The sequence below is a fragment of the Leptolyngbya boryana PCC 6306 genome, assembly GCF_000353285.1.
GTDB lineage: Bacteria > Cyanobacteriota > Cyanobacteriia > Leptolyngbyales > Leptolyngbyaceae > Leptolyngbya > Leptolyngbya boryana.
The window spans coordinates 113,591-136,766 of the sequence record NZ_KB731326.1; the positions used below are offsets into that span (position 1 = coordinate 113,591).

The following is a 23,176-nucleotide window of genomic DNA, read 5'->3' on the forward strand; positions in this document are numbered from 1 at the left end:
TTTGTGTCCAAGCGCTGACGCGACACAACCAGAGACCTCTCCATCTCATAAAATCACTTTTCCTAAAGGTGAAAATTAGCGCTGTAAGTTAGTGACTACTGTTTTTTCACTTATCTTTTTTTTTCGTTGACCTGTTTCAACGCTTCACGAAAAGCATCTACATCCGCCTGAGTCACTTTTGAATTCGCGTGATCGATCTTTCCATCAGCATCGAACAGTATCGGCTCTTTGCCTCGATCGTTCGAGTAGATCTTCAACGTATTCGTTCGCACGTTTAGCACGATCGTATATTTGTTTTTACCAGCGATGGTTTTATCACCATCCGGATCGGGAGGTTTAAGTGCTGCAATACTTCTACCCAATCGAGCCAGCGTTGTATTTAACTTTGCTTGTTCTGTTGATACAGGGACGGGAACTTCAACTTTTATTTCCGATGGTTCTTGAGTTGGCTCATTGCTGCTAGAAGCTTCGCTTACTGCTGCGTGATCTGTGCTAGTAGATTCTGAACGATCGTGTTCCTGTGTACTAACATCGACAGCAGGAGATCGATCTTCGACATCTTCCTCACTGCTTGGTTCAAATGGCTTTGTTTGAGAGTTCGGAATCGATGCAATGCGCGTCGGAGGAGGCAAAACTCGCTTCTTTGGCTCAGAGGTTTCGACACTAACCGTCTTCTCCACTCGCTCTCGGTACTGACGGATAGCATCAAGGACTGCTGGCTTGAGTTCGTCCGGACACGCTGCTTGAAAAACCATTTTATCGAGGTGATAAATTTGAACCCATGCAGGCACTTCTGAACCATCCGCTTTGTAAATCACACCAGGAATATGCTGATCCCCAATTTCATCAACTCGATCAAGAATTGCTGTGACTTTCTCTGGTGACAATTCAAGAACATTGGCAGCTTGATCAACGAATGTTTGAGCAGCTTGATCAAGGCGAATCTGTTTGCTTTGAGTCCAGTTTTGCCAGCCTCGTAGTTCTCGCGCCACCTGGTACAAAGAGCCTTCGGTATTGTTCTTGTAAAGCTGTTTCCCTTGAATAATGTTCTGTACAAGCTCTGAAGCTAGATTGAACAGCGGCAGGGGCGCTGATGGCGACTGAAGCATTGTTTGAGTCATCGGTTTAGGTTGCCTGTATAGAATTGCTGGTTCAGGCTGAGAAGATGGTGCGGCTAGAGGTTGCGAACTGCTTGGTGCAACCTTGGTGTTTGTCGGTCGAGTTCTCAGAATCGGTGTTCGCACTTTTGAAGAAGTTGAATTAGAGCGAGAGACTCGATTTGAGTTTTTAAATTCTGGGTGATCCGCCCACCATTGTTTCGACCAACTCGATAAATCAAACCGAAGTCTTTTCGCGATCGCAAGGGTCAAACTGATTAGTTCGTTGCCAGATGACACTTCAGCTCGCTTCCAGTCCCACTCCATCTCAGTCGCATATTTGCGCTCTGTTGGAAGTTTGTTTGCCCAAGCTTTGTCAAAACCAAGGCGATCATTGATCGATTTGTAGAAGGCGGCAATTAAAATTCGCTCTTCTCGATCAAACTCACCTACATCAATCCGATCCGCGATCGCGTTAATTAGATCTTGATTTTTTTTGTCGGCGGCTGGGTGAGATGCGTGCAGATTCGGAACATAGACCGACTGACGTTCCGTTTGAGCTTTAGCTTCTTTGGTTTGTTGTTCCTGAATTGCTTCGGCAACCCACTTGAAATTTTCAGGCTTTACTTCAATAAAGCGAGCGCATCCATCATCACAGGCAACCCATCGTCCTTGGCGATCGTAAAATACCATCAACTTTACGTCGTATCCAATTTTCCGCAAAGCAATAATATTCTTTGCTGTATTTGCTGCAACAGAACGATTAATTTCGGTGTCAGAGTCCTTTCTAAAGGGACGATCAAGGCAAAGAATGAATTTAGTCCATCCGTTTGCTTCTTTGTCTACCTTGATCGATTCAATATCTCGATAAATTGCACCTGCACTTCCTAATCCTTGATAAGTGGGCAGGCGAAACGCTCGATTCAGATAAAACGATTGAAAATCTGCACCCTCACAGCCAAGGCAGATTTTACTATGAGAATCCCCAGGCAGAAAGCCAGCTCTTTCTTGCCAAAGCTTCCCAGCACCGCCAAGCCGAACGGTTTTGATATCGTCTTCGTTTAAATACGCCTTCAGAAACCGTAAGTTGATCCCCACTGCTGTTCCTGTTCCATCACGCATTAGCGTTGCGATCGCGGGACTCCAGCTATGGACTTTTCTGTTGGGGTGAATTCCAGGAGTATCAGCTACTTGAGCATGAACCTCAGGGAGAAGTACCGGGTAGGGCGCGATCGCAACGAAGTCTGGAGGAGTCAAATCTGCTCCTGCTAATTGCGACCTCTCGGCGATCTCGGCAATCGCTTGGGAACGATACTGCTGCAATTCTTGCGATCTCAGTGCATCAAAAATGATCACCCAAGGATTGTTGAGATCTGGAGAGACATCAGCAGTTGAGGAGGTTTGCAACGGCACAAATGATTCCAAAGAAGGACGATAAAATGACCCGGAAAGGCAATGCGTCTCTAACATCGTAGTGGAAGATCAAAACTTAAACACCAAGCTCAAATAATGCAATAACCAAGGTTATTGAACATTAAAGTAGATTCAGCATTGTGATTTCGTACAAAAGCAGGAGTAATCTAGAGCGATTAGAGACGATCGACCTTCTAAAGAGGGACTTTTAGAAGTCGGTTTAAAATCAGGTGATTTTGATGTATCTTTGTAGTCAGTCGATTAAAAGTCTTATATGGCAGATTTCTGATCAACTGAGGAAGTATTCAGTGCCAGTTAAACGCTCTGGGGATTAGAAGTAGTTCATTGATAACAAGGAGTAGCTTGACCCACAAAAATTTTTAGCCGAAGCGATCCGAACAAGTCTAGAAACTAATTGCTTGAATCATCTAAGCAGCAAAGAATAGGAAGGGGAGAGATATTGAGCCTTGTGATCATGCTCTTAATCTCTAGCAAAAGCTAGAACAATAGCTTGTCCTTTTCTGCTCCTTGCTGCGTGGATAGGGTTTGTACTGGGATTGTGCTTTTTCATCATGCAGACACTTCTCTAGAACTTTCAGTGCCTCTTTTGAAAAAGTGAAAGATTGCCAAGTTATGAGGTCAATTCGCTTTGCTGTAGAGAAGCCATTTCCGTTAAAGATATTGGTCATGAAACAAGTTGCGACTAGAGAAACTGTTCTGGCACGCTTTGCCTCACTTCAGAAGCGTGAAGGAGCTTTCATGACGCGCCAAGTTTTCACCTTTGAAGCGGGAGGTCAACATCATGCTCTAGAACTTTAGGAGCAAAAATCCCCCTCTGTTTGCAGCAGAGAGGGATTTGAAAGCTCAAATATTCAGTTTGAATAACCGAGGGCGGGGACACTAACCGAAAGCTTTGGACGGCGAAAAGTTAGGTCTCCCAAAGTGCCATGTCTAGTATTATGCGGTAATTTGACCAACTTGGCAACAGTTTTTGCTGGTCATTTTTCAAGATTTAATCTGCGTGGTTCTCTCCCCCTCGCTTCGTTACCGGGATAGAGAGCAATTGAAAGTTTTTGAGATCCGGGCTAAATCGATAAATCAGTGAAAGCGAACGTATCTCGTCGCTGTAATTGCTTATGAACGCGATGCTGCCTTGAGCATGGCATCTCTACTTCATTGCTCTTTGTCCAACTGCCCCCTGTTGGACTTAGAACCATGATTCACTGTAAAACCTGTTTGTCTAGGAAAGTTATTCCTGGACTTAAACGCTCGTTCTATAAAGATTGTGAGCGGTGGATGCCCAATGATGCAAATTTTGAGTGGGCACCCATAATCCAATCTTCATCTGTCAAGACATCGCTCTCACCGAGTAAGCCCTGCTCTAAGCCAACGAACCTAGAACTCATAGTGGCTAGCCAACTGAGCCTGCTTGGAGGGGGATCATGATTGCAACCGTTCCACGTGGGTTCAATGTCAACCCTAAACTGTTTAGCGGTCACTCCGGCACTGCTGACTCTCTCTCTTTCGAGCAATTCAAGGAGAAGATGACTTCGGAGTTCTTAACGGGCAGCGTGATTCATCCGGCACTCTACCAAGCCTCGATCCGACTGGTTCGAGATCTTGAAGTCGCGTTTGGCGGAGAAGTCAGCACTCCGATTCACGATGCACTTGGATGGAGCTACACCCGATTTGGCAATTCTGTTCAGCCGACTTTGTATGCGGCACTGTTCAAGAACGAAGATGGATCGTTCTGGCAAAGCAAACTCAGCCATCCCCGCATCGACGATCGCGGAAAAGAGCGCAAATATGAATGTCGAAAAGGTGGAGGCTCAACCGCTTTCTTGCCACCGATTCCTCCGGCGATTCGAGAGATTATGGCTCAACATCTCCAGACTCCGGTTCCAACAGACGGCAGCTTCTGGAGCTGGGTTGCAGACACTCCTCAGACCCCGATCGTCATTACCGAAGGGGGGAAAAAAGCAGAGTGCGCTCTGTCACAAGGCTACATCGCGCTCGCATTGTTCGGCTGTACAGGTGGCTATCGCTCAAAAGATGCACTTGGTAATCCAGTAAAGCCCTATCTCATTCCTGATATAGAGCGATTTGCGGTTCCAGGTCGTCGGATTGTATTGGCGTTTGACCAGGACGAGCGCGAGAAGACTAGGCGGCAGGTTGGCGTTGCGATCGCCAGGTTCGGTCGATTGTTGGTTGAGCGCGGCTGCGAAGTTCTGGTTGCCACCTGGCGATCGCAGCAAGGCAAAGGGCTGGATGATTTAGTCGCGAATGCTGGTGCAGACGCATGGCACACCGCCTACGATAACGCGCTCCCCTTAATTCAATGGGAATTTACACAGCGACTAGAGCGCAGACTAACGTATCCGGCTAATTTGCTCACAGATATCGGGGATCTCTCAAAACTGCCAATCGCCCAAATCGAGCAAACTCCCGAAGCAGGAATCGTCGGCATTTCCAGCGAAAAGGGCACAGGTAAAACCAAATTGCTCAACCTCCTGATCCAGGATAATCCCAAAGTGCTGTCACTGTCTCATCGAATTGCTCTAGCACGAAATTTAGGAGAACGCTTAAATCTGACTTATCGCAGTGATGCCGATAAAGTGCAAGGTCGATTTATCTCAGAAGCCGGATTTACTCAGCGGATTGTTTCAGTCGTCGATGGGCTACTTGCGATCGATCCCGCACAATTCACAGATTGCGACTTGATTTTAGACGAAGTAACTCAGGAGCTGCGGCATCAACTCACGTCTGCGACTTGTGCCACAGATGGCAAGCGCCCAGTGATTCTGGCACGATTCACCGAACTGGTTCGCAATGCACGGCGCATTATTGTCGCAGACGCAGATTTAGACAACGCTGCATTAAACTATCTGCGAGACCTGCGCAGCGAGGAGCAAAAACCGTATCTAATTCGGAATCTGTTCAAGCCTGAGCCTTATGATTGTCGATTCATCATGGCTCGCGATCGCACCGTCATTACCGCAGATTTTCTCGAAGAAGTCACAACGCTACCCCAAGGAAAAGTGCTATTTGTTGCCACCGACAGCAAAGCCACAAGCAAATCGCTGACGAGACTCTTAGCCGAACAGCACCCTCAAAAACGGGTATTGCTGCTCAACTCTGAAACCAGTGGTGGCGAGTGTGAGCGAGCTTTTACTGCTGCACCGGATGCCGAGATTCAGCACTACGACATTATTATCTGCTCACCTTCATTAGCTACTGGGGTCTCGATCGAATGTCAAGGAATTGTCCATCGCGTATATGGCATTTTTACAGGTGCAAGCTCGAACGATGGCGACATTGCTCAATCACTGAGCCGAGTGCGGGAGCCTGTAGCTCGGGTGGTGTGGGTTGCAAGATTTGGGTCGAACCGTTCAAAAGTTAGCCGTTCTGCAAATCCCCTCGAAGTGCGTCACCATCTCCAAACTCTATCAACGGCAACTGTGCAACTGATTCGGACTAGCTTGAGAACTGAGGCGATCTCTGGCATCGAGCAATATAATTGGCAGTCTGATCCCCACATCTCGCTGTATTGCCACCTAGCAGCCGTACAGAATCGCTCAATGCAGCACCTTCGAGATGCCGTGTTAGCCAGAATCAGATTCGAGGGCAATCATGTGATGCTTGAAGAACGAACCCCAAATTCTGTCATTAGGCAAGAATTGGCGCGATCTCGCCAAGAAGCGCAAATCTTGGAAGCCGAAACCCTCGTACAGGTACCATCGCTCACCTATTTGCAAGTTCGGCAACTCGAAGAAAGGCAAGCATCTGGATCTGCGATCACACCGGAAGAGCAAGCAGCACTCTCCAAGTTTTACCTAATAGATTTCTACTGCCTTGAGGATCTGACGATCGACGATTGCCTCTGGGACAACAATGGACGACGGCGCGGAGAGATTCTGAACCTAGAATCACTTTTGTTTCCAGATGTTGCGCTTGATCGATCAGCAAAGTCTCTAGAAAGGCAAGCGACCTGGAATCAAGGCTATTGTCCTTGGGACTTCTCTCATACTGAGTTGCGGCGACGGGTGCGTGAACAAATTGGCTTAACTGAACTTCTTGATCGTGCTCGCAATGGAGAGCAATGGTGCAAATACGATCTGCAAGTGTATGCAGATCGTGCGCGGCAGTTTAGCGCCGATATCAAACTCACACTACACTTCACGATTAGCGATCGCGTTTCCGATGTCCAAATCATTCACCAACTGTTGTCCCAATTGGGCATTGTTCTCAAGCAACAGTGGTCGCGCTCAGTACCCGGTCACGAAGGCGAGAAGCTGCGAGTTTACTCGCTCGATCAAGCACATTGGCAGAATCTTTGGGGCATTCTTCAGCGCCGGGATCTCAAACGGCAACAGTTTCAAGCACAAATGCAAACGGAAAGCGCGGAGGACTTTGGATCATCCCCTCCATTAGAAAATTCTCAAGGAGGGGGTGATCCTTCTGGCTGGTTGAGTGAAGAGTGTTTAGATGATGTTCGCGAAATGCTTGAGGCAGCACAATCAGATCCGGAGCAATTAGCCGCAATCCGAGAATCAATACCGGAGCCAGTCTTGCGCTATTTAGCTCAAATAGCCAAAGCCTCGCACGTACGACAGGAGACGAAATGAATGGAGGTGAAGAGCGTTTTTTGACTAATGTAAAGTGAGAGCAGGAAACGCAGACAGTAAAGAAATCTGCTGACCTTTACAAATTTCGAGACACTCGTTAAAATTCTAGGAAATCACCTGATTTTCTAACCTGTTGCAACCAGCATCGTACAATCTGAAGTCACCTAACCAGTATTTAGCTCAGAGTTATAGCAATGAGTCAGTTAAAAGAACCGCTCTGCGTCTTCTCCAGGAAGATCGTAGTTGTAGAAACCCAATTTCATCTCACTCTGTCTTTGCATAAGCATAGGTCTTGTTCAGATGCAGCGAAAGAACAAGTGTTGTAGCGTTCAGCAACTCGAACTCTGTAAGACTTTGCAGCAGCACATCGAACAATCCTTATATTGCTCAGAATTTAATCCCAGTACAAGTGAGATCGACTATTTTGTTCAAAGCCTAATTTCATATCAAGTGATATGGAATTAAGTTGGAGGCAGTGGAATCCTGTTGACTGCGATCAAATTTGCGATCACAGTCACTATTCCAATTCAACCTTGATTCAAGTTTTGAGTTGAACGACTCTACTACTTTCTCGAATTGCTTCGGCAAGCACTGAAAGCGAGTACTGCAAGATATAGAGATTCGGTCTGATCCACTTTCAGGAACGGCTCAGATTGCCCTTTTTCCCAGTTCCGAATTGTCTGTGTAGATACCCCAATTGCTTCCGCAATTCGACGCTGAGAAAGTCCCCTCGATTGACGTAGTTCTCTTAAATCCACAAGCTCAAAAGTATTTCACAAACGGATTTAGGCAGTTACGATTTCTCAACGACATTTGCGATCTAGATGCTCTAAGCTTTAGCGGAAAAAACTGTGCCTACTCTTCCTTCGCTGCCCGCGCCAGAATTTGTCGCGCAAGTTTTCCCTCAGATTCCACCTCCAGTTACACCCTCTGATCGACTTCCTTCTCCACCAGCCATAAAGCCATTACCGTCCCCGGTCATTCAGGCACCAACGCCCCCAATTATTGCACCAGACACAAACACGTCGGGCACAATTCGAGTGAGGCGATTCCTGTTTCAAGGAAACACTATTTTTACTCAATCGCAGCTCGAAGCAGTAGTTGCTTCGTTTAAAGACCGGGATATTAACGTCTCGGAGCTGAAACAGGCAAGCGAAGTCATCACAAAGTTCTATACCGATGGAGGATACATTTCTTCAGGCGCGATCGTTCCACCCCAAAAGATTGATCTCCAAGATGGCTCTGTTGTGATTCAGGTTCTCGAAGGGAGAATCGAACGAATCAATATCGTCGGCAGTGAGCGCTTTGCTAGATATGTGCGTGAACGACTCAATGCTGCGACTCAGCCTGTTTTGCAATACGATCGACTACTCGAAGCGCTCCGTTTGCTTCAGCGCGATCCGCGAATTAGAAGAATCTCCGCAGCGCTCAATCCGGGAACAGAGCCGAATACTCGTATTCTAGATGTGGAGATCGGAACCAATCCCACTTCAACCGTAGAAATTGAGTTGAATAATGCCCGCTCCCCGCTCACAGGAAGCTTCGAGCGGCGGATTCAGTACAGTAATGGAAACCTGCTTGGACTCGGAGATACCATTAGCCTAGATTACGGGAATACCGATGGCTCGAATCGAGTTGGAGCCGCTTACACGATTCCAATTAATCCCCGCAATGGTGCGGTTAGTTTGAATTACACCTGGCTTAATAGCCGCATCATTCGCTCTCCATTCGATGCGCTGGATATTCGATCTACGTTTAACGTTTACGAGTTGACGTTTCGCCAACCGATTCTTCAGCGATCGGATGAGCGGCGAACCCAAGAACTTGCTGTTGGCATCACGGCTTCAAGATCAGACAGTCAGAGTTCGATTCTCGGCGTTGGTTTTCCGTTATCTGCGGGCAGTGACGATCAGGGACGCACACGCATCTCAGCATTGCGACTATTTCAGGAGTACACGAATAGCACTGACCAGCAAGTATTGTCGCTGCGATCGCAGTTTAATTTTGGTGTAGGTACATTTAATTCAACGATTAACGGCAATGCTCCAGATAGCCGATTCTTCACATGGCGGGGACAAGCGCTGTGGTTCCGACGCATCAACCAAACTTTAGATTTGTTATTGCGATCCGATTTGCAACTGAGCGATCGCTCGCTCGTGCCAATAGAGCAGTTCAGTTTAGGTGGACCTGGATCTGTGCGCGGATATGCTCAAAATGCGTTGATTGGCGATAACGGAATCTTCGGTTCCGCTGAGCTTCGCATTCACCTGACTCGTAGTTCTGCTGGTGGCTTGCAGTTAATTCCTTTCATTGATGCAGGGACTGTTTGGAATGCTGGTGGTGGCTCAATTCGCAACAATACAATTAGCTCTGTCGGAGCCGGGCTGCAATGGATTCAGAATGAACTACAGCTAAGAGCTAACTACGCAATTCCGTTGGCGACTTTTCCAAACGAGGGTAACAGTTTGCAAGAGCGGGGTTTTGATTTTTCTGTACGCTACAACTTTTCTTTCTGAGAAGAATCGAAGCACTCTACTACAGATTCTATGAGAAGCATATTCTGCGAAACTAACGAATGGCATACAAGTTAAAAATATCGGAGCCTTGTAAAAGCGGGTCTTGCTTGATTGTAATCTTGCTAAAGCCATGACTTTTTAGTAGCTCACACACGCGATCAACCCGTTGGGAGTGATCATGAACCTCGATTGTAATCTGTTTAATCTTGCACCAGTCTTGCGGCTCAATTCCCATCAGAACATCGAGTTCACTTCGTTCTACATCGATCTTAAGCAGGTCAATCTGCTGCACTGAATGGTCCCGAATAACGTCAGATAATCTGTGCATCTTGCAATACACAGGTTTGGCTTGAAATAATTCGTCTAATTTATAGTTAATGAGCAATGACCGAATGAATGACGGAAACAGTCGCAGCAACCATATATCGAAGGGTTCTCTTGGGTCTGGATTTGCAAGCGCTGTCTTGATTGCTTGCTCAACCGTAGCTCGTGTTTGATTACCTTCAGGATATGCCGTAGATAGAGCTGTTGCGTTGGGGTAGTAATCAAATACAACAGATTTTCTCTCTTGTGCCAATCCGAAAGAAAACGCCTTCATTGTCGCCGGAGCAAGTCGTTGAGCATTAAGCTTTAACGCCTCAAATACCTCCGGAATAGGTTCAAACGCATAAATCTGCAAATTACGTTGACATCGTTCATATGCCCAGAGGCTAAATAACCCAATGTTGGCTCCAACATCAAACAAAGTATCGCCTGGGTTCAGTTCAATGCCATAACGCAAATACTCTTGAACCTGTTCATATAAGACTGGTACCTCCGCTTCACGTAAATAGTATACTCTCATGCCATTAGGAAGTTTCGTCTCGGAGATTCCCATATCAGTCCCTTTTTCTTAGGAGAACTACTGCTTTGGACATATATCTAAGCAAAGCTGTCTGTTGTCGTGGGTCTGTACCCAGATCAAACATTTTATAATTCTACGCTCTGATGAAACACGATCGCTTTTTTGGCAAAATGCAATTCTAGTATCCAATTTGAGAACGCAGTTAATTCTCTAATTGAATTAGTCTGTAAGCCAATTGATTTGAAGGCAAAATCATTTTAAGATGAGCGATTTATTTCGATGAATTCGTAAGTTGATCTACTGTGCCGATCGTTCTCCTACTACTCATCTCACTATGATCAGACCGCTTCTTGTCTCATTATTACTACTGAGTACTCCCTTGGTAACGCTTGCTCAAGTTATTCCTGATTCGACGCTCGGTACAAATTCGTCGCAGCAAACCTCTGGCTTAGTTATCAACGGCGTACCTTCAGGACGAATTGATGGAGGACTCACTCACGGAACCTCCCTTTTTCATAGCTTTCGCGAATTTAATGTTGGAACGGGACGAGGAGTATATTTCGCTTCCCCAACTGGAATTGGAACGATTTTTACGCGAGTAACAGGTGCTAACCCATCGACGATTAACGGTACGCTTGGAGTGCTTGGACAAGCTAACCTTATCTTTATCAATCCCAATGGAATTCAATTCGGTTCAGAGGCACGGCTAGATTTACGTGGCTCATTCCTTGCCAGTACTGCAAAATCAATCCAATTTCCTAACGGTGAGTTCAGCGCCACCAATCCACAAACCCCGCCACTTTTGACCGTGGCTGCACCGATAGGCTTAATTTTTGATGGTGCGACAAAGCCAATTTCTGTTCAGGGTGGTGGGTATGCTTTCAACATCGAAGATCCTCAATCTCAAAGTGCTGGACAAAATGCACCCGGACTACACGTTGATCCTGGTCGCTCTCTAACACTGATCGGTGGACCTGTCAATTTAACTGGCGGAGTCCTGATTGCACCATCTGGTCGAATTGAAGTTGGGGCTATCGATCGTGGTGTCGTTACCGTGCGACCGGATGTGCAGGGATGGAACTTCGATTACACGGGTGTCGCTCAGTTTGCACCCGTTGATCTCACAAAATTATCGCTCATTGATGCTACCGGACCGCTTGCCGGAAAAATTAACATTCAAGCTCAGTCGCTCAGTCTTTCCGATGGTTCGTTTGTCACTCTACTGAATCAAGGTGCTGGTGCTGGTGGAATTATTCAAGCAACCGTTCAAGATCGCCTCGACATTACTGGGACAACTGATGCCTTAATTGAACGCCCGATCTCGTTTGATAACTACTATCGCGCTGGGTTTGCTACGAACACACTATTTGGCACTGGAGCGGATATTAGCATTCGTACAAAGCTTCTCTCAATGAATCAGGGGGCAGGAGTACGAACAGCGACCTCTGCTTCAGGATCGGCAGGAACGATTCGCGTTGATGCTACAGATCAAATTGATATAAAGAGAAGCTCCTTAAGGGGTCCACTCATCAGTCCGAGTTCAATTCAATCGGCGACTTTTGGTGCAGGGAGAGCTGGCAATATTACAATTAGCACTCCTGAGCTTAATCTCAGTGAGGGTGGGGCTGTATTTAATGTAAATTCCTCAAACTCAAGTGGAAACACTGGCGATATTGTCATTAACACACAGAGAACGCGCATCGAGGGTGTTGCTTCACCCTTCACGGCAAGCGTGATTTCAACAGGTTCAATTGGAACAGGCAACGCTGGAAATATTTTGCTTAATACTGACCGCCTCGATGTTCTGAATGGGGGACAACTGACCTCAATTGCGTCAGGGGCTGGAGATTCCGGCGATATCTCGATTCGAGCCTCAGAGATCATCCTCCGGGGACGAAATTCGATTTTAACTACGCCTAGTGCAGTTGGGACTTCGATCGTACTGCTTGAACCCACTGTTCGTCCTATTTTTAACGTGAGCGGCACACCTATTGGACGTGGAGGGACGCTAAGAATTCAATCTGAAAAAATCTCAGTTAGCGATTCCGCTCAACTTCGAGTCATCAATGAAGGAATTGGCGATGGTGGAAACTTACAAGTTCAAACGAATCGACTTGCTCTAACAAATGGTGGTTCTATCACCGCTGCAACGCAAACAGGACAAGGTGGCAATATTCTTCTGAGTATTGGTAAAGCTCTGAACCTAAGTAATAGTGAGATTTCAGCATCATCGCGTACAAGTGGACAAGGTGGCAATATCTCGATCGAGAGCGGTGTTTTTTCCGCTCTGCGTCAAAGCAGTATCTCAGCCAATGCAGCAGATGGGAGAGGTGGCAAAATCGCAATTAACAGCAAAGGGGTATTCATTGCCCCAGATAGTAGAATCACAGCAACCTCTGCCCTCGGTCGTACTTTTGATGGAACTGTTCAAATTAATACGATCGAGTCGGGCGTTAATCGAACGGCGATTCGACAACCTGCGGCACCACCCGCTGTGGGCGTGCAAGCAATTTGCCCCGCGCAATCTGATCCGAACATGAGCCAATTTATTAACAATGGTACAGGTGGAATACCACTAAGCTCTAGCACTCCGCTCACAGATTCTGCTGGTTGGATGCCTCGAAATATTACGTTAGCCAATCCAACCGTTCGCTCTTTAACAACTCGGACAAAATTGCCAATCGTTGAATTTAGAAGTTGGCGATTTAGCCCAGACAAAAAGACTGTCGAGCTAATTGCATCACCAGGCGCGGCTGATGTAGCTCAGTCCAACACTTCTCCGTGTCAACTCTCGTCCACTTCAGCAAAACCGTAATATTTATGGTGTATAAATTATTTACTCGCTTCGTTCAGTTTTTGCTTGGATTGGCGCTTGTACTTGCTTGCTCAGCACTCTCCGTGAGTTTTGGAAATAACGTAAGTGCGAGTATGACCGCTCCTGATGAGTTGACTGCTGAGGGCTTTACCCAATTTAATCAAGGCAATACGACAGCTGCCCTAAAACTCTGGCGAGCTGCAAGTGATTCATACCGCCAGACCAAAAATCAAGAAGGAGTGATTGGGAGCGCAATCAATCAAAGCCTTGCGCTGCGATCACTCGGACAATATCCCCAGGCTTGTCAAGTGTTGGCGCAGGAAGCGCTTCAGTTGCCAAGTGCCAACACATTGTGTTCAAAACAGCTTCGCTCTACTGAAGTGTCGTCACTCGATTTGTCGCGTATTCGACCGAATTCAACGCAGCAGCTTGCTGTGCAGCATTTAGGAATAGCGCTGCAACTGATTGGGGATTTATCGAATGCAAAGCTTGCCTTGCAATCAATCGAAAAAACAGCCGCGCCACAACGACGTGGAGAAATTCAACTAGCGCTGGGAAATGTGGAACGTGCTATTTATAGCCAACTACGCGATCGCGTTTCTCGGAGTAGCGATTCAGAAACCTTGGGAACGAGCACGATCGAGCTAAAATCGCAAGCCGAAACGGTTCTAACGCACTATGAACAAGCTGCCGCTATTGATTCGAGCAAATTGAAAGCCCAAATCAATCAATTCAGCTTCTTAGCTGATCTATCGCAATGGATTACAACTCAGCAAGAGCAAAATAATCAGCTTCCTGAAATTGTGGCACTCGATCAAGCGGTTCGCGATCGAATCATTAAGTTATCTCCAATCGTGGTTCAAACAAACTTTGCCGCATTTTCGCCGATCGATCAGGTGTACGCTCGCTTGAATGTCGTCAACAGTTTAATCGAGCAAACGCAGGTCGGGCAATCCATTAATCCTGCTGCCACTCAGCTTGCCACTGAAGCACTCTCTACTGCAAAAACACTCTCAAACCCCCGTGCGATTTCATATAGCCTCGGAACGCTTGGACGATTGGCACATCAGCGCAAAGATTTGAAAACAGCACAATCGCAACTGAGTGAAGCGCTGTCAATGGCGGAATCCGCGCAAGCTAGCGATGCGGCTTACCAGTGGGAGCAAGAACTTGCAAAAATTGCCAAACAGCAAGGAAACGCAGCCCTCGCATTAAGGTATTACCAGTCAGCGATCGAGAATTTAGATCGGGTCCGTGGGAATCTACTGCCGATCTCCTCTGACGTACAATTGTCCTTCCGCGAACAAGTTGAACCCATCTACCGTGAGTATATGGATTTACTGGTTGAGCAGTCCCAATCAAATCTATCGCCGATTATCGAAACGTATAATCGATTGAGAATTGCAGAAGTTGAAAATTTTTTGCAATGTGGACGTTTAGCGCTGGTTCCACTCTCGCAGCAACCGCAATCTCCGGATGAGACGATTTTTTATATTCTTAATTTGAATCGAAGCATTGGCGTAATTGTGCAATCCGCTCTAGGAACGCAGCGTTTCTATCGCGCAGATGCGGATGCTGTTCAAAATGCGCTGAATGGAGTGACGTTTAATCTGCAAAATGTTGTTCAAAACGATCGTGTCGTGCTGCCCGATGAAACCATCCTTAAAGAGTATGGTCAAACCCTCTATGACCAGATCATTGCTCCGGCTGAACGCGCTGGATTTTTAGCGAAGAAGGGTCGGATTGCTTTTGTTTTGGATAACACGTTACAAGGAATGCCAGTTGGACTTTTATATGATGGCAAGACTTACTTGAGTCAACGGTATCCCCTACGACTCTCAATCGGCTCTGAAATTGCTCAAGATCAGCGTTCCAGAGGAAGAAACACATTGATTGCCGCTCTGAGCGAAAGCAGTCCGAGCCTTCGCGATCGCAGAATCAACCAGATACTACCGCCACTTACAAACGTTGAGTCAGAAGTTCAAGCAATTCGATCTGCATTTCCGGGTAGCGAAATTCTTAATCAAGAGTTCACTCTGGAGCGATTGGAGGACAAAATCCAGCAGGGCAACTATGACATCATTCACATTGCGACCCACGGGCAATTTAGCTCAGTCCCTGACGAAACATTTGTCGTTGCTTGGAATCGGTTAATTACCGCTCCGCAACTAAGCGTGTTACTGAAATCCCGGACATCGGCTGAGATTGATCTGCTTGTGTTAAGCGCGTGCCAAACGGCGAAGGGCGACGTTCGCTCTACACTCGGACTGGCTGGAATCGCGGCACAGTCAGGCGCTCGCAGCACAGTCGCGAGTCTTTGGCTCGTCGATGATGCGGCGACCGCATTACTGGTGCAGAATTTCTACAGAAATCTGGCAGCCGGACAGTCAAAGGCGATCGCCTTACAACAAGCTCAAATTAGCCTGCAAAACTCCCCGTATTCAAACCCTTACTTTTGGAGTGCGTTCGTGCTGGTTGGGGCGGCTTGATCTGCGGATTGTTGCGAATCTAAGCTTTCTGATACAGTTAGGCGTTGCGCTGCCTGGTCTAACTGTTTTGCCATTTCATCCTCTCCCACCAGTCGATACCGTTCGCTTAGTAACCGATACACCTGAGCGGAACGACTGCCTGCTTTCACTCGTGCCGCGAGTGCCCCGATCGATTCATCGATTAGTCCACTCGCTCGGTAAATAGAATCAATCCCCAGTACTGTCGCTTCATCGGGGTCAAGGTTGAGTTGTTGCAGCGCTGCGATCGCGCGGCTTATCTCTGAAATTCGCGATTGCGGCAAGACGTTGATTGTTTGTTCACCGCTCAGCAACGTCTGATTCTCGCGATGTGCCGTGATGACAATTCGATAAGCCCCCCCTGGCTTGAATGCGGGTTGATTCTCAGGATAAGCAAGCTGGGATTGAGCCGTTGCAACGCTCCACGATACAGTTCCCAAAACTCGAACTCGGTAACTTGTGGCTCCCGGAACGCTTCGCCAGCTAAATCGCGGACGTAATTTGGTGGTGTTGCTGCCGTAAGGCTCTAAAATCTGCAAGTTCGCGGCGTTGGTCCCTCGTGGGCGTACACAAAATTGGAAGCGGGTTCCACACGCTTGCGGTCCGGTTTCTTTCGGAAGTCCGCATCCGGTTGGCGGAATTTTTCCGCTTCCGAGAGCGACAATTTTCCCAGTGGCAAAACATAATACGGTGAGGGATTGCTGAATTGTATCCCCTTGGCATAAGAGCGATCCCCGTTTGAAATTGCGATCGCCATCACTGAGGACATATGCGATCGGAATACACTGCCGAGGAATAGAATACGCAGGTTGGGGAGCAAGCAGGTCAACGATCGCAGCGGCAAACAGTCCGATCAACAAAAATGGATTGCGTTTTTCCAGATAAATCACGAGATTTTCAATTCTTACACGGTCTACGAACAGAGCGATGGCAGATACTACTTGATTAGTTAATCTATGTTCATAAAGAAAGACAATCTATCCAAGTCAATATTCTTATCCTTCTTTAAATTTCACCATAGCTCTAAGAGCATAAATCAATTATCCCTTTTGCTTATCAAGCTGTCGTTGCCATTCCTTAACTTCGGGCAAAGCCAATCTCGAAACCGAGAACTTACAGGTGCTTCTTTCAGCTTCAGCGTCAAAATTCCGTGCTTGTTTAACAAACGCCAGTAGACAATAAGTGTCAATCCGGGTTGGATCGAGCGGTAACGCTTTCTCCAGTGCCACTTGTGCTTCGGTATACTGTTTTAATCCAAACAATGCCCAACCTAAATTCTTATACAGAGATGCCAAGGTCGAGTTTGTCTGCGTTAAGTCAAGGACTGATCGCACGAGTGCTTCTGCTTCGGCGTACTGCCGCTGTCGGTTCTTCAGACGTGCAATGTTGTTGATTGCTAGGGCTTTTAGGTCATTCGAGCCGTTTGTGGCTTTTGTGTAGTACTCGATCGCTAAAGGAATCTTACCTTGACGATCGTAAAGTGCTCCTAGATTGTAGTGTGCCTGCCAGTTGTCCGGCATTAGCTCGATCGCACGCCTGTACTGCTTGATCGCGCAAGGATCATCGCTGAGGTAGTAACATGCCAGCCCCAAATTTGAGTGAGCATCTGAGGAGCGATCGTTGAGGCGAACCGCGACTTCAAGCTCCCTACGTGCTGTTTGATACTGCTCAGCTTGCAGATTCTGAAGACCGCGCCGCAAAGCTTCATCAGATCTCCAGGAATTAAAAATGATGCCCACTCCGATGACGATAGCAACAGAAACTCCGGTTGCAGTTACCTTAAACGCCCAAGAATTGAGAATTCGACTCACGCGAATTCGCTGTGGCAGTTGATAAGTTAATGTTTCATAAATTGCAATCGTTGTCGGGGGACGACGATCCGGAGTGGGTGACATTAACGTATCAAGCCATCGTGCAAACGGTCTTGAAATTTGGGGCGCGCGTCGATGCCAGTGCAATTGATTGGTTTGGGGATCAATTAGATCGATTGGCAGTTGTGCCGTCAGCAAGCGTACCCACGTTCTACCCAACGCATAGAAATCCGAAGCAAACAAGGCTTGAGCATTAATTTGCTCCGGGGCTGAATATCCGGGTGATGTAATAACGGTAACGCTGCGACGATCTGCAGCAATCTCCGCTTGGTAAGGGTTCGTTAATTCATACACTCCACCAAAATCAATCAGTGCCAGCTTCCCACTCGGTTGCAAAATCAGGTTGCTCGGTTTGAGATCTCGATGCACGATGTGGTTCTGATGTAAGTACGCCAGTACACCCGGAAACGACTCCGGATCTTGCTCGATCTCAGGCGCAACTAATTGTCGCAGCCACTCTAGAGCCATCTTCTCAGAGATTGGTCCGTTCTGAGTAATCCATTGCTCTAGTGTTTCACCTTCCATCTTCTGCATCACAAGACATAACATCTCATGACTGTTTGGTACTGAAACTCGAAAGAAATCATCCAGATCAACACGAGGAATATTTGGATGATTTAGCCACGACAGCACCGCATATTCTCGCTCGAACAACTCAATGCGCTTGCGATCGCTCGTCTCCGCTTGAATCACTTTCATGATGCGGCGAATCGTCCCACCGTCATTATTCTCTACTACAACTTCAAAAATCTCACTGTGCTGCGTTTTCTCAATCAACGCAACGGCTCGATAGCCACGAAACAACAAGGGTGTACCACAAGCTAGACATTGATTTTCTTCCGAGCTGCGATGAGGATCAGGACAGTTTGGGTTAATGCAGTACACATGCTTATTAGTTTAGTAGCCGTATCAATTATTTCGATCTGAAATACACAGATCAAGATCCACCAATAAAAGGAAACGACAGAATTACTTTTTTTACAATAGGATTTAAACCAAATAGTATCGCGTTGTTCTGCTGTTTTTCAACCAAATTCATTTCAGTTAAGTCGTTTAGTGCCTTGATTAAAGCGGACTGCGACTTCATTGAGGTAGCCAGATTAACAACCAACTGATCAAAATGAACCGGGTCCTTTAGCGCTGCGAGATGAAATAAAAGAGCGCGATGCTCTGCATTAATTTCTTGAATTTGAGTAATGTACTCTTGACAAACGATATCAGGCACAATAACAGTGTCACAGCGCAAAAACTCTTGCACGCTTCCACTAAAAACAGTTTGAATATATTCACTAATAGAAATTAAGTACTGTGGATTCCCAGCGTAAATTTGAATCAACCTCTGCCAGTCACTTGAATTCTTTAACCCATGAGCTTCAAAAATTCGCTGTGCCTCCTTTGGCTGTAATCCCTCTAGCCGCATCGTGGCAGCCGCCCGATTTGCACGGCTTAATCGCAGCACATCGTTGAACCTGCGACGACTAATGAACAGTAAAGAGCTTTGGTGTGGCTCTTCGGCAAAAAACCGAATCATCCGCCCATAATCCGGTGACGTATAGGGATCAAGTGCCGTAATCGCAGTGGTTCTAATCAGACTCTCCGCACTATCAAGTACGATAAGACACCGCTGCCGCTTTATGATCTGCATCAAAACGCTCATCTTCTCAGATAACTTCTGAGGCAATTCTTTGACTTCAAACTCCTGAAGCAGCTCGTTGAGTAGTATGTCTGGTTCTGGGGCGTGAGCGATCGATTTCCAAATAACACGATCAAAACTTTTTGCGCCAAACCGCTCAGTCCAACGCGCAGCCAAGGCTGTTTTTCCCACACCTACGTCACCGATGAGCGTGACAAGCCGATACTGGCTCAGCAACTTACCCAAGGAATCAAGTTCTTTTGACCTGCCGTAAAACCAAGACTCTGAGGGAGCGATCGCCCATTCGCCTTCACCAGGCTCGAAGATTTGGGCAATCTGATGCTGCTCTAAGTCTTGCTGTAGAAAGGAGTTGGGCATCAGTGACAACTTCTCTAAGAAACAATGAATGAAGTCGCCAAAATTTCGCTTGCCGATTTCTGCCCCATACGATCGACCGAAGACCTCTGTGAAATCTGCCCACAGTCTCGGTCCAACTTGTCCCCGTAGATAATACATCTGATATCCGGTTTTGTCTGCCACTGCCTGAAAATTCAGGCACGGATCTTGAATCAGGGTTTTCAGTAGCGCTACCTCTGCCGCTTCAAAATCTCGATCAATCGCGACTTGTAGCAATCGGATCAGAATATTCGCATCAATTCGCGGCTCTTCTAAAGTAGGGACTTGACTAAAAATGGCAGTTTTTCTCGGTTTTTCCATACTTCAAACCCTACTCATAGAAAATCACCTGATTAAAATAAGGTTTCCCTTCTTAACACTCAGATTTATCTTCTATCTTGCCATGCTTCTCAAAACTTCGTAAGTTGACCGAGAATTAAAAGCAGGAAAGCTGCTTTTACTCGTATTAAGCAAGCAATCTCAGCCTAAAAACCGTTTAATTTTATGGAATAAATATTGAGAGTCTTTACGGAATTCTGCTAGCTACGCTATAAGAATAAAATCAGGTGATTTTTAGAAGTAGAGACTACCAGTACAAATAAATGTCCAAGAGCAATCCGTTTTGCTTGATGAGCCTAGCCCCTAGAAGCCAGTAATAATGTCTTTCCTTATTCTTCTGCTCGGTATTCTGCTGGGTATCTTCGTTGGATACCTCGTGCGATACTTTCAGGTCCGCTCTCTCAAACCCTCTGAACTGGCACGCTACAATCGCGCCGTACTGGTTGAACTTGCCCAGGAAACCGGATTTGCGGAATGGAATTTGAAGACTCTCGCAGTTAAAGCGTCAAAGCGACAAGCGGAGTTGTATGCCCTGGGTAACGATCGCTTTGAAGGGCACTATCAACAGTACTTGGAATTTGTGCATCCAGACCATCGAGTGCGATTGGATCAAGCAATCCAAGGCGCAATCTCAAGTGGAAACGAGTTTGAATTAGATTTTTGCATTGTGGATTGCGACGGCGAGGAGCGCTGGTTGCGATCAAAAGGCAAAGTTTCGATCACAGGCGGAAACCCGATGCTAATCGAAATGACGCGCGACGTGACCCGGATTAATCAGTTACAGTCAGCTTATCGCCGCCAAGAAACGAAGTGGCGAACATTAATGCAAAGTCGAGTTGAATTAGTCCTTGTTCTCGATGAAAACAATTGCATTGCCTACGTTAATTCGACGATCGAGGGGTTGCTTGGCGCTTCTGCGGATGCCCTGTTAGGCGAAGAGTTTCTAGCCTTTGTTCACCCAAGAGATCGATCGCGCGTTGCTCAAACCCTCAAAGCAATTCATCAATCTCAAAAGGTTGATCCTCAAATCCTTTATCGCCTTCAAAGTGGTCAAAATGACTGGGTGTATCTAGAAACAATTGTCTGTGATGAACGATCGATTGTTGGGGGTCTCGTTCTGCGATCATGCAAAGTTAACGTAGGTTCATTAACCACAAAAATTCCACGATCGTCTCATTCATAACAGTCGAGCGAGTCCAGCTCCTCGGTAAAAGGTTCCTAAAAGGTGCAAGTGGGAATATCCCATATTTGCTAATTGTTGCGCTGTTGCCTGTGACATTCCTTGTCCAGCATGAGCCTCCTGTGTAACTTCTTCAGTTGAAGCATATTCCGACATGAGTACTTTCCCATCTTGTACTAACACTTGATGCTGAGTTAATTCAACAGCAGCAATTGTTTCCGGAGTGATGCTTTCAAGTCCACGATACACTTGAAAGCGTTCGTCGTTCCCTAAGTCGTACCAATCGCTCGGCGGCTGCTGCATCAGCGCAACTGCATAGGATCGAGCGGCGATCGCTTGCGCTTTCAATGCTTCTGTATGCCAGCTTGATGGCATTTCTGCGCCCACTACGCTCGTTAGATAAGTTTCTAAATCCAATGTATTAATCGCTAATAATCCGTCACCATTGTTGATTAATCGAACTCGACCGTGATAAGCGAGATCGTTAACCCAAATCGGTCCGTCTGCTTCAAGCCACAGATCATTTGTCAGTTGTCCGTTGCCAATCTGAATTCCACCTGTATTCTGGCTTGCCCAGTATGCCTGGTTCGGCTGTAATTTTGCGATCCCCCTTCCAGATGTGTCGCGGATGAGAACAGAATTTGTTCCTCCGATCGAAATTGTTTGTGCTTCAGCAACCAGGATGCGAACGTCACGAATGGACTTCTGGGAAGCAAGCGATTGTACCCCCGTTGGCGAAGGACGATCTCTCAATCGTGAAGACTTTGGTTGAGCTACAGACATTGCTGAACGATCAACCATTTGTTGAGTAGAAGTCGATCGAGACTGTTGCTCCAAACTCGATTTCGACACTGACGGTGGAATTATCGTTGAGGAAGCTGGCTCTTTATTTGCAATCGGTGTTGTTAATTGAAGAACAGCACTGAATCCAAGAAACAGCAAATTTCCCGCTGAATCAGCGATAGATCTAGGCATGATAAAAAACTGCGAGACTAGGGACAGAGCGGTAATGTTGCTTCTCTGCTTGGACTCATTGTATAACGACGATCAGAAAACAAAAAAATATTCAATATCATGGGATATGTAATCAATTCATTTCATTATGTTGTCATTAGAACAAGTTTTCTCAGAGTGGCTTGAAAACCATCCTGGAACTATTAACACTAAGACCACTTATGAACGAGGACTTAAGCAATTTTGCTTAAGTTTAGATCTAGACCAGCTAAGGCAATTGTCACCAAAATCCGTTCAAGCCAAAATTGGTGATCTGAATGGATCTGAAAACTCTTTGCGTACCTACCGAACGGCGATTCGGGCGTTCCTCAAAGATATGGGGAGTAAAGGACTCTGCGACAGCGCTTTATATCAAGCAGTTTCAGTTAACCCTAAATCTTTTAGCAAACAGCGACCCGATACTTATATCGTCTTTAAAAAAGATTTGCTCATCAATGGTGAACCAGAACTCCGCAACCGAGTAATTTTATTGCTAACGATTGCCAAGTGCAAGATTTCCGAGATTTTGCCGCTCACTTGGTTTGATGTCGATCCAGACAAGAAATCAATCAAAGTACGCTACAAAAAGTACGAGCGCACCATTGTCTTAGATGACCCAATTTGGTCGGAATTCATCCAGTTACGTCAAGGTCGATCGCTCGATGACTATGTATTTTATGGCGCTAGAGGCAGAAAGCTCAGCTCCACACAAGTCTATGGCATTATCGAAACCGCATTAAAAAGAGTAGGCATTGATGCCGAGCCTGGAGAACTCTACGGCGCTACGAGCACAAAAAAGCGTGAATATATTCTCTTGTAGCTCACTAGCGGATGATGAAGAGCAAGGAAAAATTACTTGTGAATTGAGAAACCTTTGATAGTATGTAGATTAAATCCTTTTGACGTGCAGCATTTCCTCACTCCTCGCCCTTAGATCTGCCATTTAT

General features: G+C 46.5%; 15 protein-coding genes. 7 read left to right on the top strand and 8 right to left on the bottom strand.

The features are described 5' to 3' along the window. Window positions 1–110 precede the first annotated feature (110 nt). Window positions 111–2,510, bottom strand: a complete 2,400-nt coding sequence (locus LEPBO_RS0133835; protein ID WP_017292031.1) for a hypothetical protein — start codon at window positions 2,508–2,510, stop codon at window positions 111–113. 687 nt (window positions 2,511–3,197) lie between these two features. Here LEPBO_RS0133835 and LEPBO_RS44700 point away from each other — a divergent pair. Then, window positions 3,198–3,329, top strand: coding sequence for a hypothetical protein (locus tag LEPBO_RS44700; protein WP_017292032.1), 132 nt, complete (start codon window positions 3,198–3,200; stop codon window positions 3,327–3,329). Between the two features lie 455 nt (window positions 3,330–3,784). Here LEPBO_RS44700 and LEPBO_RS44705 read toward each other — a convergent pair whose 3' ends face one another. Then, window positions 3,785–3,916 (bottom strand): hypothetical protein, encoded by a 132-nt coding sequence (locus tag LEPBO_RS44705; RefSeq protein ID WP_263970857.1) that lies wholly within the window; start codon window positions 3,914–3,916, stop codon window positions 3,785–3,787. 36 nt (window positions 3,917–3,952) lie between these two features. On the opposite strand from LEPBO_RS44705, the gene LEPBO_RS0133845 reads away from it, so the two are divergent. Further along, window positions 3,953–7,135, top strand: a complete 3,183-nt coding sequence (locus LEPBO_RS0133845; protein WP_017292033.1) for a plasmid replication protein, CyRepA1 family — start codon at window positions 3,953–3,955, stop codon at window positions 7,133–7,135. A gap of 563 nt (window positions 7,136–7,698) precedes the next feature. Here LEPBO_RS0133845 and LEPBO_RS45525 read toward each other — a convergent pair. After that, entirely contained in the window at window positions 7,699–7,893 is a 195-nt protein-coding gene (locus LEPBO_RS45525) for a helix-turn-helix domain-containing protein (protein WP_026149119.1), read from the bottom strand. A gap of 93 nt (window positions 7,894–7,986) precedes the next feature. Here LEPBO_RS45525 and LEPBO_RS39350 point away from each other — a divergent pair, with 93 nt between their 5' ends. Then, window positions 7,987–9,651, top strand: a complete 1,665-nt coding sequence (locus tag LEPBO_RS39350; protein ID WP_017292034.1) for a ShlB/FhaC/HecB family hemolysin secretion/activation protein — start codon at window positions 7,987–7,989, stop codon at window positions 9,649–9,651. Between the two features lie 52 nt (window positions 9,652–9,703). Here the strand turns inward: LEPBO_RS39350 and LEPBO_RS0133860 are convergent, their stop codons facing one another. Beyond that, window positions 9,704–10,528: an FkbM family methyltransferase gene (locus LEPBO_RS0133860; RefSeq protein WP_026149120.1), complete on the bottom strand. Its 825-nt coding sequence runs from the start codon at window positions 10,526–10,528 to the stop codon at window positions 9,704–9,706. Between the two features lie 301 nt (window positions 10,529–10,829). On the opposite strand from LEPBO_RS0133860, the gene LEPBO_RS0133865 reads away from it, so the two are divergent. Together LEPBO_RS0133865 and LEPBO_RS0133870 are read left to right on the top strand one after the other, a co-directional pair. Further along, window positions 10,830–13,310 carry a two-partner secretion domain-containing protein gene (locus LEPBO_RS0133865; protein ID WP_017292036.1) on the top strand — a complete coding sequence of 827 codons (2,481 nt, stop codon included), beginning with the start codon at window positions 10,830–10,832 and terminating at the stop codon, window positions 13,308–13,310. Between the two features lie 5 nt (window positions 13,311–13,315). Next, entirely contained in the window at window positions 13,316–15,799 is a 2,484-nt protein-coding gene (locus LEPBO_RS0133870; protein WP_017292037.1) for a CHAT domain-containing protein, read from the top strand. Here the strand turns inward: LEPBO_RS0133870 and LEPBO_RS0133875 are convergent. From LEPBO_RS0133875 to LEPBO_RS0133885, 3 genes are all read right to left on the bottom strand, one after another. Continuing rightward, window positions 15,760–16,707, bottom strand: a complete 948-nt coding sequence (locus LEPBO_RS0133875; RefSeq protein WP_017292038.1) for a hypothetical protein — start codon at window positions 16,705–16,707, stop codon at window positions 15,760–15,762. The genes LEPBO_RS0133870 and LEPBO_RS0133875 overlap by 40 nt on opposite strands. Window positions 16,708–16,857: 150 nt before the next feature. Further along, window positions 16,858–18,573: a protein kinase domain-containing protein gene (locus tag LEPBO_RS39355; RefSeq protein WP_071596269.1), complete on the bottom strand. Its 1,716-nt coding sequence runs from the start codon at window positions 18,571–18,573 to the stop codon at window positions 16,858–16,860. A 52-nt stretch (window positions 18,574–18,625) separates the two neighbouring features. Beyond that, window positions 18,626–20,038 (bottom strand): AAA family ATPase, encoded by a 1,413-nt coding sequence (locus LEPBO_RS0133885; protein ID WP_017292040.1) that lies wholly within the window; start codon window positions 20,036–20,038, stop codon window positions 18,626–18,628. 337 nt (window positions 20,039–20,375) lie between these two features. Between LEPBO_RS0133885 and LEPBO_RS0133890 the strand changes: the two genes are divergently transcribed. Next, window positions 20,376–21,239, top strand: coding sequence for a PAS domain-containing protein (locus tag LEPBO_RS0133890; protein WP_017292041.1), 864 nt, complete (start codon window positions 20,376–20,378; stop codon window positions 21,237–21,239). On the opposite strand, the gene LEPBO_RS39360 is transcribed toward LEPBO_RS0133890, so the two are convergent. Next, a complete protein-coding gene (locus LEPBO_RS39360; protein ID WP_017292042.1) occupies window positions 21,234–22,211 on the bottom strand; it encodes a SpoIID/LytB domain-containing protein in 978 nt (325 codons plus the stop codon). The two genes, LEPBO_RS0133890 and LEPBO_RS39360, sit on opposite strands and share 6 nt — an antisense overlap. 127 nt (window positions 22,212–22,338) lie before the next feature. Between LEPBO_RS39360 and LEPBO_RS0133900 the strand changes: the two genes are divergently transcribed. Beyond that, entirely contained in the window at window positions 22,339–23,049 is a 711-nt protein-coding gene (locus tag LEPBO_RS0133900; RefSeq protein ID WP_017292043.1) for a tyrosine-type recombinase/integrase, read from the top strand. Window positions 23,050–23,176 lie beyond the last annotated feature (127 nt).

What these genes read in the sequence shown, in the direction of transcription:
- LEPBO_RS0133860 (WP_026149120.1), bottom strand. Translation starts at nt 10,528, where the DNA reads ATGGGAATCTCCGAGACGAAACTTCCTAATGGCATGAGAGTATACTAT.
- LEPBO_RS0133885 (WP_017292040.1), bottom strand. Translation starts at nt 20,038, where the DNA reads ATGGAAAAACCGAGAAAAACTGCCATTTTTAGTCAAGTCCCTACTTTA.
- LEPBO_RS39360 (WP_017292042.1), bottom strand. Translation starts at nt 22,211, where the DNA reads ATGCCTAGATCTATCGCTGATTCAGCGGGAAATTTGCTGTTTCTTGGA.
- LEPBO_RS0133865 (WP_017292036.1), top strand. Translation starts at nt 10,830, where the DNA reads ATGATCAGACCGCTTCTTGTCTCATTATTACTACTGAGTACTCCCTTG.
- LEPBO_RS0133870 (WP_017292037.1), top strand. Translation starts at nt 13,316, where the DNA reads ATGGTGTATAAATTATTTACTCGCTTCGTTCAGTTTTTGCTTGGATTG.
- LEPBO_RS0133900 (WP_017292043.1), top strand. Translation starts at nt 22,339, where the DNA reads ATGTTGTCATTAGAACAAGTTTTCTCAGAGTGGCTTGAAAACCATCCT.
- LEPBO_RS0133890 (WP_017292041.1), top strand. Translation starts at nt 20,376, where the DNA reads ATGTCTTTCCTTATTCTTCTGCTCGGTATTCTGCTGGGTATCTTCGTT.
- LEPBO_RS44705 (WP_263970857.1), bottom strand. Translation starts at nt 3,916, where the DNA reads ATGAGTTCTAGGTTCGTTGGCTTAGAGCAGGGCTTACTCGGTGAGAGC.
- LEPBO_RS0133845 (WP_017292033.1), top strand. Translation starts at nt 3,953, where the DNA reads ATGATTGCAACCGTTCCACGTGGGTTCAATGTCAACCCTAAACTGTTT.
- LEPBO_RS44700 (WP_017292032.1), top strand. Translation starts at nt 3,198, where the DNA reads ATGAAACAAGTTGCGACTAGAGAAACTGTTCTGGCACGCTTTGCCTCA.